At 39.4% G+C, this 13,181-nt stretch carries 10 protein-coding genes; 2 read left to right on the top strand and 8 right to left on the bottom strand.

The window, feature by feature from the left end:
- The 7 genes from rpmI to JHD79_RS21565 form a co-directional block, all read right to left on the bottom strand.
- The coding region (gene rpmI, locus JHD79_RS21595) for a 50S ribosomal protein L35 (protein WP_199121436.1) at positions 1–131 on the bottom strand (131 nt) is incomplete at its 3' end.
- A 23-nt stretch (positions 132–154) separates the two neighbouring features.
- Entirely contained in the window at positions 155–727 is a 573-nt protein-coding gene (gene infC, locus JHD79_RS21590) for a translation initiation factor IF-3 (RefSeq protein ID WP_199121435.1), read from the bottom strand.
- 12 nt (positions 728–739) lie between these two features.
- A complete protein-coding gene (gene thrS, locus JHD79_RS21585; protein ID WP_199121434.1) occupies positions 740–2,665 on the bottom strand; it encodes a threonine--tRNA ligase in 1,926 nt (641 codons plus the stop codon).
- A 180-nt stretch (positions 2,666–2,845) separates the two neighbouring features.
- Positions 2,846–3,748 carry a hypothetical protein gene (locus tag JHD79_RS21580; RefSeq protein WP_199121433.1) on the bottom strand — a complete coding sequence of 301 codons (903 nt, stop codon included), beginning with the start codon at positions 3,746–3,748 and terminating at the stop codon, positions 2,846–2,848.
- A 197-nt stretch (positions 3,749–3,945) separates the two neighbouring features.
- Positions 3,946–4,683 (bottom strand): (Fe-S)-binding protein, encoded by a 738-nt coding sequence (locus JHD79_RS21575; protein ID WP_199121437.1) that lies wholly within the window; start codon positions 4,681–4,683, stop codon positions 3,946–3,948.
- A 23-nt stretch (positions 4,684–4,706) separates the two neighbouring features.
- On the bottom strand, positions 4,707–6,044 hold the full coding sequence (locus JHD79_RS21570) for an MFS transporter (RefSeq protein ID WP_199121432.1): 1,338 nt from the start codon (positions 6,042–6,044) through the stop codon (positions 4,707–4,709).
- Between the two features lie 79 nt (positions 6,045–6,123).
- Positions 6,124–8,016: an ATP-dependent DNA helicase RecQ gene (locus JHD79_RS21565; RefSeq protein ID WP_199121431.1), complete on the bottom strand. Its 1,893-nt coding sequence runs from the start codon at positions 8,014–8,016 to the stop codon at positions 6,124–6,126.
- 180 nt (positions 8,017–8,196) lie between these two features.
- Between JHD79_RS21565 and JHD79_RS21560 the strand changes: the two genes are divergently transcribed.
- Entirely contained in the window at positions 8,197–11,454 is a 3,258-nt protein-coding gene (locus JHD79_RS21560) for an amidohydrolase family protein (RefSeq protein WP_199121430.1), read from the top strand.
- Positions 11,455–11,658: 204 nt separating this feature from the next.
- Positions 11,659–12,117: an SRPBCC family protein gene (locus JHD79_RS21555; protein ID WP_199121429.1), complete on the top strand. Its 459-nt coding sequence runs from the start codon at positions 11,659–11,661 to the stop codon at positions 12,115–12,117.
- A 15-nt stretch (positions 12,118–12,132) separates the two neighbouring features.
- Here JHD79_RS21555 and JHD79_RS21550 read toward each other — a convergent pair whose 3' ends face one another.
- A complete protein-coding gene (locus JHD79_RS21550; protein WP_199121428.1) occupies positions 12,133–13,038 on the bottom strand; it encodes a LysR family transcriptional regulator in 906 nt (301 codons plus the stop codon).
- Positions 13,039–13,181 lie beyond the last annotated feature (143 nt).

Below are 13,181 nucleotides of genomic sequence, written 5' to 3'. Positions count from 1 at the left end.
AAGTTACGCTTACGTTTAGTGCTCATTTTTGTTAAAATGTGGCTTTTGTAGGCGTTCTTTCTTGCAATTTTACCTGTTCCAGTAAGCGAAAAACGCTTTTTTGCACTGGAATTGGTTTTCATTTTTGGCATAACCTGTTTATTTATATAATTTATTATTTTTTTGCGGTTGCTTTAGGAGCAATTGTTAAAAACATACGTTTACCCTCTAACTTAGGCAATAGTTCCACTTTTCCAATTTCTTCTAGTGCCTGTGCAAATTTCAAAAGTAAAATTTCACCTTGTTCCTTATAAACAATAGCTCTTCCTTTAAAATGTACATAAGCTCTTACCTTCTCACCATTTTCCAAGAAACTAACGGCATGTTTTAACTTGAACTGGAAATCGTGTTCATTCGTATTAGGACCGAAACGGATCTCTTTAATAACGGTTTGCTTAGCATTGGCTTTGATTTCCTTTTGCTTTTTCTTTTGCTCGTACAAGAACTTACTATAGTCCATAATACGGCAAACCGGTGGAACTGCATTTGGAGAGATCTCTACAAGATCCAGTTCTAGCCCATCTGCAATAGCCAAAGCTTTTGACAAAGGATAAATACCCTGTTCTACATTATCTCCAGCTAGCCTAACCTCTTGAGCCTTTATATGCTCGTTAATATTATGTTCTGCCTCTTTTTTCTTAAAAGGTGGACGTGGTCCCCTATTAAATCCTGGTCTTCCTAATGCCAAATGCTTACTTTATTAAACTGTTATTTCTTTGTTAATTAATGCACTAAATTCTGCCAAAGTCATACTTCCCACATCTCCCTCTCCATGCTTACGTACCGAAACTTTTCCTTCCTCCATCTCTTTTTCCCCTATGATAAGCATGTAAGGCAGTTTTTTGACTTCAGCGTCTCTAATTTTTCTTCCGATCTTTTCATCACGAAAGTCAATCAGACCGCGAATATCGGAATTATTTAATTCTTCTGAAACTTTTTTTGCATATTCTTCATACTTTTCTGAAATAGGAAGGATAATATATTGTTCAGGAGAAAGCCATAATGGAAAGTTACCTGCACAATGTTCAATCAGAACAGCCACAAAACGTTCCAGTGAACCAAATGGGGCTCGATGAATCATGACAGGGCGGTGCTTTTGGTTATCACTACCTGTATACTCCAGTTCAAATCGTTCTGGCAAATTATAATCAACCTGAATGGTACCTAACTGCCATTTTCTGCCCAAGGCATCTTTCACCATAAAATCGAGCTTAGGACCATAGAATGCCGCTTCTCCATATTCTACTACAGTTGGCAATCCTTTTTCCTCTGCCGCTTCAATAATGGCTGTTTCTGCCAATCTCCAGTTTTCATCACTACCTATATACTTAGCTTTGTTCTCTGGATCTCTCAACGATACCTGGGCTACATAATTGTCAAAACCCAAAGATTTGAACACATACAGCACCAAGTCGATTACCTTTTTAAATTCGTCTTTCACCTGGTCTGGGCGACAGAACAAATGCGCATCATCTTGTGTAAAGCCACGAACACGGGTAAGTCCATGTAATTCGCCACTCTGCTCATAACGATAAACTGTACCAAACTCAGCAAAACGCACGGGCAGATCTTTATAAGAACGAGGTTTAAATTTATAAAGCTCGCAATGATGCGGGCAGTTCATTGGCTTAAGGAAGAACTCCTCCCCTTCCTGCGGTGTTTTTATGGGCTGAAAACTATCCTTGCCATACTTCTCATAATGACCTGAGGTAATGTAAAGATTTTTATGACCTATATGTGGTGTAATTACCTGCTCGTAACCTGATTTTTGCTGGGCCTTAGTTAAAAACTGCACCAAACGTTCACGCAGTGCCGTACCTTTTGGCAACCACATGGGCAAACCCATACCTACTTTTTCGGAAAAGGTAAATAGTTCTAGTTCTTTACCAAGCTTACGGTGGTCACGTTTTTTGGCCTCTTCAATCATGTGCAGGTATTCGGTCAGCTCACTTGCTTTAGGAAAAGTAACTCCATATATACGCGTCAGCTGTTTTCTGGTTTCGTCTCCGCGCCAATAGGCACCCGCTACGTTCATCAGCTTAATGGCTTTGATAAAGCCGGTATTAGGAATATGCGGCCCACGACATAGATCCGTGAATTCACCTTGGGTGTAGAATGTGATTTTTCCATCTTCTAAACCATCAATTAGATCTAGTTTATATTCATCGCCCTTTTCGGTAAAATATTTTATGGCATCAGCCTTGCTTACACTTTTTCTTTCAAATACTTCTTTTTGTTTGGCCAACTCCAGCATTTTAGCTTCAATAGCCTTGAAATCATCAGAAGAAAACTCCCTGTCTCCAAAATCTACATCATAATAAAAGCCTGTTTCTATAGCTGGACCAATACCAAATTTTGTACCTGGATAAAGTGATTCTAATGCTTCGGCCATCAAGTGGGCAGAAGAATGCCAGAAAGTTGATTTTCCCTCCGTATCATTCCAGGTTAACAATTTAACCTTAGCGTCCGCTTCGATAGCTCTTGACGAGTCCCAAACTTCTCCGTTAACTTCTGCTGCCAGAACATTTCTGGCAAGGCCTTCTGAAATAGACAAGGCAATTTGATGGGCACTTATCCCCTTTTCATACTGACGTACTGAACCGTCAGGTAATGTAATGTTAATCATCTACAACTATGATTTAAAGTTTCTAAAAATTGTTTATTCAATCACCTACTACGTGATTATTGTTGGGCAAAGATAAAATATTGAACAGATTTTTCGACTCTATTTTTAAAATAAATGGCATAAAAAAAATGTCCCAACCATACAGTCGGGACATTAAAAGAAAATATAAAATGGTATATCTTAGTTAATCACAATCCTAGTGGCACCATTGGCATTTTGGCCACGGTTATTGTTGCCCCTAAAACGTTTCATCATTGCCTCTAACTTGCTTTGGTATTCTTCGGGTGTAATGGTTATGGCTTTTTTAGGTGCTGTAACATCTTTATTGCTCACCCCTCTGTATTCTATACTTTTTGCTACTGTCCCCCCTCCTTTATTTTCAATGGCCAAAACAGTACCTTCCGTCCAAAGATTTGGATTTGGAGAGAAGTTAAACCCTAGGTCATTGGTATACCAAAGTGTAGTTTCTTCTACTATATCTTTTTCCATATCCAATATCTTTGCCTTGCGGGTAGTTTTAACCACCACTTTATTGCAATTAAGATTCAATATCTTTTTGGTTTCATCAGATTTTATGACCTCTACAGTTGGAGCAACAGGCAAAAACTGAACAGCACTATTGTTATTTTGCTGATTGCCTCCACGGCCAGTTGGATTATTGGCGGCCAAAGTCAATTTGCTTGGCATCATGTAAGTAGTGTCCATCAAATCGAACACCTCTACCAATTTCTGGTCGGCAAAACTGTAATAATACTCTCTGTTACCACCTACTCCACCACCAAATCGCATCATCATCCTTCCGGCGCCCCCTCCTGGTCTACCCCCACCACCACTGTTACTATCTTCATTATCTACCACTGGCATATAACTGGCATTGGTTGCGTTATACAACAATTCGAAATTTGCTTTGACCGATTTTGGCATACGGGCCTTCATCTCATCTGTAATGGGGAAGCCACTCGCTTCCGCTGTGGCTACAGGATCAATTACCGATTCGAACTGTATGGCTCCAGATTTTTTTTGCGCCTGTACATTCACCGCTAAAAGGAATGCACCTACAAAGGCTATAAATATTTTTTTCATTAGAATATATTTCTGTTTAAGATGATCTGCCAATTAAGAACAACGAAATGAACATTATTCATAGTCTCTATTATAGAACATTTTTAATAAAATAAGCCAACAAATTTACCTTAGTTTAAGCATAACTTATGTTAAAAAAAGTTAATTTATTAAATTATAACTAGAGTTTTACAATTACAAGGTTCTGCCTTTCCCGTTTAATAAACGGAACCCTCCAACCATCCGTTGGCCAATACATCAGCAATGTGCATGGTTTTGATGGAAAGGTTATTCTTTTTAATATAGCCATCTAAATGCATCAGGCAGGATAAATCTGTAGATATGATATAATCGGCATCCATTTCCAAGGCATTATTTACCTTTTGTTCTGCCATAGCCGAAGAAATTGCGTCAAATTTCACCGCAAATGTTCCTCCAAAGCCACAACACATATCAGTATCTCTCATCTCTACCATCTCCAATCCAATGACCCTCGACAGCAGTTGACGGGGCTCTTCCTTAATCTTACATTCCCTCAATCCACTACAAGAATCATGATAGACAGCTTTCCCTTCCAGCTCAGCCCCAAAATAATCTTTTTTTAATATATTGATCAAAAAGTCTGAAAGCTCAAAGATATTGGACTGTATATTCCGGCACTTGTTATGTACTATTGTATTGGTGAAAAGATCATTAAAGCCTGATTTAACCATGCCTACACATGACCCAGAAGGGGCAACTATATAATCGGTTTCCGAAAAGTCAGCTAGAAATTTAGTCCCTACTTCCTTTGCCTGCTCCCAATATCCCGCATTATAGGCTGGCTGCCCACAACAGGTCTGTTTAGCGTTATAAACCACCTCACAGCCTGCTTTTTCCAAAATCTTAACGGTATTAAAAGCAGTTTCCGGATATAATTGGTCTACAAAACAGGGTATAAATAATTCTATCTTCATCATAATCTTTTAGGTCTCAACATTTAGGATACAGCTATCGCTTTGGGCTGTACCTTTTTTAAGAGCAGCAAAAATACTAAACCTAAAACAAAAAACAGGGCTAAAGCAATTACCGAATTACGCATGCTGCCACTTAACACTTCTATATAGCCAAAGCTGAACATACCAAAAACCAGCGCAACTTTCTCTGTTACATCATAAAAGCTGAAAAAAGAGGTATGGTCTGGACTTTGCTGAGGAAGAAATTTAGAATAGGTAGAGCGTGATAAAGATTGGATCCCCCCCATCACCAGACCAATTACAACTGCCAAAGCATAAAATTGCATTTCTGTATGAATAAAATAAGCTGATATACAAGCCCCGATCCAAATCACTACAACTCCTATCAATACGTTTACATTACCAAATTTCTTAGAAGATAGATAAGACATCAACATGGCCCCTGGAATGGCTACCAGTTGCAGAACAAGTATGGTAGCTATTAATTTTGAGGTGGGCAAATGGAGTATCTTTTCTCCAAATATAGTGGCCACCAACATGACTGTTTGCACCCCCATGGAATAGAAGAAAAAGGCAAATAGAAATCTTTTTAGGTATTTCATATGCTTTACCTGATTCCATACTTTATTTAGTTCCTTAAAGCCTCCAGTTATGATATTTTGTTTCTGCTTTTTAAAATCGGGACTTCCTTTGGGCAGTTTCCTAAAAGGGATCTGTGCAAAACCGATCCACCAAACCCCTACCAATAAAAAAGATAACCTGGCAGGAATGGACGCATCCACAATACCAAACCATTCTGGTTTAAATACAAAAACGAAGCAAATAATCTGCAAGACAATACTGCCTATATAGCCATAGGTATAACCTTTTGCACTTACCTTATCCTGTTCTTCAACAGTCGCTATTTCAGGAAGATAAGAATTGTAAAAAACTAAACTCCCCCAAAAGCCTATGGCAGCCAAAACAAACATAATGACACTAAAATTAAGGGTATTTACACCCGTTTCGTGGTTAATCTCAAAGAAAAACAAGGCACTACAAGCTATAGCTCCCAAATAGGTAAACATCTTCATGAAAATCTTTTTGTTTCCTCTCGCATCTGCTATAGAAGATAAGATAGGCGACAGTACGGCAATCACCAAAAAAGCAAAAGCCATGGCATAGCTGTACAAGGCAGAATTAATGATCTTATAGCCGAAAAAGTACACATAATCAATAGTGCTATCATCTTTATCTGAAGTAATGGCGGTAAAGTAAGCAGGGAATATGGTAGAGGTAATAACCAAATTGTAGGCAGAGTTGGCCCAATCGAAAAAGGCCCAGGAGCGTATCGTTTTTTTATCGTTCTTGATGGTTTGCATGGTTTATTTTAAGGAACAGCTAAGATATGAAAATTGGTGAATTGATAAATTAGCGAATAAAAAATCCTGATGATTTAACTTACAAATAATATTTTTTCCCATCAGTTTTGATCTTGCCTGCATCTAGCATCTCCCTAATCCGCTCAATTTTTTCATTATCGCTACCTATTTGTATTTTTCCAACAAGCTCATCCAAATCTAAATGTTGGCTTTGTAGGGCAACGCTGATTTCAAAATCTATACGGTCATCTAAATCCTGTTCGTCGCCACGCTTCTTTTCCGCCAGACATACATCGCATACGCCGCATTTTTCAGCGTTACTTTCACCAAAATAGTGCAACAACTGTACATTTCTGCAACTATACACAGAAGCATAGGCTATCACGGCTTCTATCTGATCTTTTTGAATCTGCTTTCTCAGCTTAATATATTTGGCATCAATATCCAAATGAGTAAAATCGGTACGCGGCACTAAAAATTGAAGCTGTGGCTGATCTGTTTGGGGCAAGTAGGATATCACACCAAATTCCTGTAATTTCTTTAGATAAGCAATCACATCGTTATAAGATATCCTTAAACGATTGGACAAATCGCTTTCCTTGATCTTCACATAATTATCAAATGCCCCTCCATAAGATCTTTGTATGGTTTTAATGATAGGATCGAAGGATGAGTTTTCGATCTGAAAGCGATATACTTCTTCATGGCCTATGGTAAACATCAGCCTCGATGGTATAAAAACATTTTCCGATAAGGCCAAGTATCCATCACGCTCTAAGAATTTCAATGCAGTTATGGTTTTGATCACGCTAATATTAAAGCGTTTGCAAAAGTCGGCTAAATCAAATTCGAAATTTAGCCCCTGCCCTACGCCAAATGCCAATTGATAATAGTTCCCTAGATAATGATATACCTTTTTGATTTCTTCAACTGATGGAAAGCTGTCGGTATATTTGGCTTCCAATGATAGCTGATCCGACTTGTTGCTCAATAAAACCGCAAAGGCCCTATGCTCATCACGACCGGCCCTTCCTGCTTCCTGATAGTAAGCTTCCAAACTCTCCGGCAGATCCAAATGCACCACAAAGCGTACATTAGGCTTATCTATGCCCATGCCAAAAGCATTTGTAGCCACCATTATTCTTATCTTATCCTTTTTCCAATCTTCCTGTTTTTTGAAGCGCTGATCTTTCTCAAGCCCTGCATGATAAAAATCGGCCGAAATTTTATTACGCTGTAAAAACATGGCAATTTCTGCTGTTTCCCTTCTGTTGCGTACGTACACCAATCCGCAACCTTTTACATTTCGTGCAATTTCTATCAGCTTTTTATGCTTGTCTTCAAGATTAAATACAACATAACTCAAGTTTTTACGCGAGAAGCTCTTCACAAAAACCTGCACATCCTTTAACACCAACTTGTCAATAATATCTGTTCTTACCCTTGGTGTAGCAGTAGCCGTCAAGGCCAGCACCGGCTTGTCCGGGTGAATTTCCCGAAGTTCCTTTACCTTAAGATATGGCGGCCTAAAATCATAGCCCCACTGGGAAATACAATGCGCTTCATCTATGGCAATAAGATTCACGTTCATATAAGAGATACGTGCCCTTACTATCTCGGAAAGCAAACGTTCTGGAGACAGGTACAGAAATTTGATCTTGCCATAGATGCAATTATCTAATAGAATATCTATTTCACGTTTCCCCATACCCGCATAAATTGCCACCGCTTCAATGCCCCTGGATTTTAAGTGTTCTACCTGATCTTTCATTAAAGCGACCAAGGGTGATACGACAATACAAATGCCCTCCATAAGCAAGGCAGGAACCTGAAAACAGATAGATTTCCCGCCTCCGGTAGGCAATAAAGCCAAGGTGTCCTTACCTTTCAAAACTGAGTTTATGATCTCTTCCTGCAACGGTCGAAAAACATCAAAACCCCAATATCTCTTTAAAATTTCTGTTGCAGTCATATGGTTGGTAAATTCAAAACTATGAAAAAACAGACTTATATTAGTAAATTGCGAAACGAATATTTACTAAACTGTAGCTTGAGAACATCATGATCTTATTACCAGCATACGAATATAAACTAGGTTTGTTCAGGTATTAAGATCATCATCGTTTAATTGCCTTTTAAAACAAATGTATATATGCAGATGAAAAAGCTTTTATTGATTCCCTTATTTTTATTTTCATTAACTAACGCATTTTCCCAAGATAAAAAAGAAACCCCAAAATGGGATGTTGAAAAGTATAAAGGCCCAACCAAAACCTTTAATATCAATACCAATGAAGGTACCTGGATGAATTTGGATGTCAGTCCTGATGGAAAAGAAATTGTTTTCGACCTATTGGGAGATATTTATGTGATGCCAATTACGGGGGGCACGGCCAAATTGCTAAGTGGAGGCATAGCCTATGAGGTACAACCCCGATTTAGCCCTAACGGAAAATATATTTCATTTACCAGCGACAGAAGTGGCGCCGACAATATCTGGATCATGGACAGACAGGGCGGCAACAAAAAACAAATCACCAAAGAAAGCTTCAGGTTATTGAACAATGCCACCTGGATGCCCAATAGCGAATATATTATTGCACGCAAGCATTTTACGGCCTCCCGTTCATTGGGTGCTGGCGAAATGTGGATGTACCATATTTATGGTGGAGACGGTGTGCAATTGACCAAGCGTAAAAACGACCAACAAGATGCAGGAGAACCCAATGTATCTCCTGATGGACGATATGTCTATTTTAGTGAAGATGTTTCTCCGGGACCAAGCTTTCAATACAGCAAAGATCCAAATGGATTGATCTATGCCATACGTCAACTGGACCTTACCACGGGTAAACTCACCCACCTCATTGCCGAACAGGGCGGTGCAGTACGGCCCCAAATATCGCCCGACGGAAAGTTTCTGGCCTATGTAAAAAGAGTAAGGCTAAAATCAGTGCTGTACTTACAAAACCTAAAAACTGGAGAAGATTACCCCTTATATGATGACCTGTCCAAGGACCAACAAGAAACCTGGGCCATTTTTGGTGTTTATCCCAATTTTGCATGGACACCAGATTCCAAAACAATCGTTTTCTATGCTAAAGGAAAAATTAAGCAAATAGAACTCAACAATCTATCTGTTAAAGATATACCATTCGAAGTGAACAGTAATCAAACGATACAACAAGCATTACATTTTGATCAACAGGTTTTTACCCCAGAATTTACGGTTAAAATGATCAGACAATTGGTTACCTCACCAGACGGAAAGATGTTGGTGTTCAATGCTGCCGGCTATCTTTACAAAAAAGAACTGCCCAATGGATTACCTGAAAGGCTAACCAATGGAATGGATTTTGAATTTGAGCCAAAATTTAGTCCTGATGGCAAGTTTGTAGTTTACACTACTTGGAGTGATGAATTTAAAGGAGCAATCAAACGCACTGATATCAAGACAGGTAAAACGATTACACTTACCGACGAAAAAGGCTATTACTATTCTCCGAGCTATTCCAATAAAGGAGATAAAATTGTCTTTAGAAAAGGCAGCGGAAATGAGGTCTTGGGATTGACTTATGGCAAAAATACAGGTATTTATATGATTTCTTCAAATGGAGGAAGCAAAATATTGATTAGCGACAATGGAATTAGGCCCATGTTCAATGCAGATGACACCCGCATTTATTTTCAGGGTGCCGAATCGGGCAAGAAAGCCTTTAAGAGTATTGACCTAAATGGCGCTAATGAACGCATACACTATACCTCACAGTATGCCACTCAGTTCTGCCCAAGTCCAGATGGTAAATGGATGGCATTTACCGAGCTGTTCAATGCCTACATTACGCCAATGGTAACTGCGGGTACTGCCCTTGACCTATCCTCTGGCAACAAGGCCATTCCATTGGCCAAGGTCACCAAAGATGCCGGCACCTATTTGCATTGGAGCGCCGACAGCAAAAAATTACTATGGACGCTTGGCGAAAAATATTATAACAGGGAAATTAAAAATACCTTTTCTTTTATAGAGGGAGCACCACAGATTTTGCCCGAACTAGATACAGTTGGACTATCTATTGGGCTAAGGTTAAAAACAGATCTGCCTACAGGTCTGGTAGCCCTAAAAGGAGCACGTATCATTACCATGAAGGGTGAACAGGTAATAGAAGAAGGTACCATTCTTTTAGAAAACAATAAAATAAAGGCTATCGGTAAAGTAGATGAAGTGAGTATACCCGAAAATGCTAAAGTTTTAGAGGTAACGGGCAAAACCATTATGCCGGGTATGGTCGATGTACATGCGCACTTACGCACCAGCCCAGATGGGGTCAGTCCGCAGCAAGATTGGTCATACATGGCCAACCTAAGTTTTGGCGTTACTACCTCCCACGATCCTTCCAGCAATACGGAAATGGTGTTCAGCCAAGCTGAAATGCTAAAAGCAGGACGCATGGTAGGCCCTCGTCTATATTCCACAGGCTCTATCTTATATGGTGCCGATGGCGATTTCAAAGTGGTGATCAATAGCCTAGACGATGCCCTATCTCATTTAAAAAGGCTGAAAGCGGTAGGTGCCTTTTCTGTTAAGTCTTACAATCAGCCCCGTAGGGACCAACGTCAACAAATTATAGAAGCTGCCAGGCAATTAAAAATGGAGGTGGTACCTGAAGGAGGTTCTACCTTCTATCACAACATGAGCATGATTGCCGATGGGCATACCGGCATAGAGCACAGTATTCCTATTGCGCCAGCTTATAAGGATGTAGTTAATTTTTGGAACCAAACGGCAGTAGCCTATACACCTACCTTAATTGTAGCCTATGGAGGCCAATGGGGTGAAAATTATTGGTATGACCGTACCAATGTATGGGAAAACGAACGTTTATTGAATTTTACGCCAAGGGCCATTATCGATGCCCGTTCCAGACGTAGAACCACCTCAGAATATGGAGATTATGGACACATAGAAGTGGCCAAAACGACTAAACAAATTGCCGATGGTGGCACCAAGGTTAATCTAGGTGCACACGGGCAGATACAAGGTCTTGGTGCGCATTGGGAACTTTGGATGTTGGTGCAAGGTGGAATGGATCCTTTACAAGCCATTAAATGTGCCACTTTAAATGGTGCCGAATACTTGGGAATGGGCAAAGAATTGGGCTCTTTAGAACCAGGAAAGCTTGCCGACCTATTGATACTGGATGATAATCCGCTCGATGATATCAAAAACTCGGAAAAAATTAAATATGTGGTGATCAACGGAAGGATCTATGATAGCTTGACCATGAATGAAACCATTAGCCGCGAAAAGCTAAGACCTAAGCTTTGGTTTGAACTAGACAAGGGGGTGGCTTTTTCTATTCCTTACAAAATGGCTGAAACATGGACATTTACTGTGCCTAACTGCGATTAATTCTTAAAAGAGAATATCCAGAAAGTCTGACCATCACTTCCATAAGCGAGCTTTCCAGAGGATTTTACAAAGGAGGTTTCCTCCATGTAGCTTTAAGATCCTTAAATGGATTGGGAATGAGTAAAGAAATAAACTTTTTGGATATTCTCTTATTCGTAAATTGTCAATGGGCATTTCTTATCACTGCATAAAAACGAAGCCGCAATGAAGCCAACCGAGATCATACTCCTTACCAAAATACAAGCCCCCATACAGGTGGTTTTTGACTGCGCAAGGAGCATTGATATCCATCAGTTATCGACCAAACATACCAACGAAAAAGCCATTGCGGGCAAAACAGCTGGATTATGTGAACTTGGCGATGAGGTAACCTGGAGGGCAAGACACTTTGGAATTTATCAAACCTTAAGCTCAAAGATCACTAAATTTAAAGCACCTTATTATTTTCAGGATTGTATGACCAAAGGCGCTTTTTCATTCATCATACATGATCATTTCTTCGAAGAAATTAATGGCCTAACTATTATGAAAGATGTATTTTCTTACGGTGTACCCTATGGTTGGTTAGGTGACCTGTTCAACTGGATTTTCTTACGGAAATATATGACGAAACTCTTAACCACTAGAAATCAAACCATCAAAGACATAGCTACAAATCCATAATTTGTGCTTTTTATCTCATTCAATAGCTAACATGGTTTTCCGGAACAGCTCCTTAATGAGGTTGATTTCATCTACATAAATGGTATTTTTACGATTACCAAAATAAAGGGTATTGGTCAATGGCGAATAGCCTTTCCAGATTAATCTAACTTTTTGCTCTTCCAACTCCTTCCTGCACAGAAAATCGGGGATGATGGCCAATCCTTTTCCACTGGCCAGACAGCGTACAATAGAATTCAGATTGGGTACAATATAATTGGGCCTAAATTCTGGATTTTTATTAAAGTTCAATTGCCAAAACCTAAATAAATGCTCCATATCTCCCGTGGTACCATACCATTTTTCCTGCTTCAACCAGTTTTCCAATTCAATGGGATCATTTTTAGTTAAAATTTCTTGAAAAACCTCACTATCTGTCTCATTTCCCCCTACCAAAACAATGGTTTCGGAGGAAAAAGCTTCATGAAGTATTTGTGTAGATACGCCTTTTTGTGGGGTAATGATCAGGTCTAAAATTCCTTTTTCCAAGTTCTCCAGCATCTCTGGGTATTCTCCAAAACGGATGATCACATTAAACGGCAAAGTATGGATGTACTGTTCGAGTGTAAGCTGAAAAGTTTCGAAGCACATCCCAACACTAATGGTAGGTGTATGTTTCTCCGTACTTTTCTGGAAACTTTTTTCTATTTCTTCCAGTTTGTTTAAAGGCGCTACCAATGCATTATAAAGCACTTTGGCTTTTTCCGTGGGAATCATTCTACGTCCAGTTCGTTCAAACAGCTTATAGCCTACATAACTTTCCAAGGAAGTAAGGTGTAGGCTAGCGCCCGGCTGTGAAATAAATAAGATTTCGGCAGCCCCAGTTAATGTACCTGTTTTATAGATGGCTTTAAATGTCCTGTACCACTCTAGGTTTACCATTACCAAACTATTATAATTATAATACAAAGCTATAAATTAACTTGTTTTAATAATAGATAAATGACAGATAATTTCTGTCTCTTATACACATCTGACGCTGCCGACGATCGAGCCATAGTGTAGGTGTCGGGGGGGGGGGGTGG

It is taken from the genome of Pedobacter sp. ASV28, assembly GCF_016428855.1.
Classification (GTDB): Bacteria; Bacteroidota; Bacteroidia; order Sphingobacteriales; family Sphingobacteriaceae; genus Pedobacter.
The sequence above is the reverse complement of the archived record's forward strand: the minus strand, read 5'-3'. Positions and strand labels throughout refer to the sequence as shown.

Coding starts and splice junctions, on each gene's coding strand:
- JHD79_RS21570 (WP_199121432.1), bottom strand. CDS start 6,044: ATGCAAACCATCAAGAACGATAAAAAAACGATACGCTCCTGGGCCTTT.
- JHD79_RS21550 (WP_199121428.1), bottom strand. CDS start 13,038: ATGGTAAACCTAGAGTGGTACAGGACATTTAAAGCCATCTATAAAACA.
- JHD79_RS21575 (WP_199121437.1), bottom strand. CDS start 4,683: ATGAAGATAGAATTATTTATACCCTGTTTTGTAGACCAATTATATCCG.
- JHD79_RS21560 (WP_199121430.1), top strand. CDS start 8,197: ATGCAGATGAAAAAGCTTTTATTGATTCCCTTATTTTTATTTTCATTA.
- JHD79_RS21565 (WP_199121431.1), bottom strand. CDS start 8,016: ATGACTGCAACAGAAATTTTAAAGAGATATTGGGGTTTTGATGTTTTT.
- JHD79_RS21555 (WP_199121429.1), top strand. CDS start 11,659: ATGAAGCCAACCGAGATCATACTCCTTACCAAAATACAAGCCCCCATA.
- JHD79_RS21580 (WP_199121433.1), bottom strand. CDS start 3,748: ATGAAAAAAATATTTATAGCCTTTGTAGGTGCATTCCTTTTAGCGGTG.
- thrS (WP_199121434.1), bottom strand. CDS start 2,665: ATGATTAACATTACATTACCTGACGGTTCAGTACGTCAGTATGAAAAG.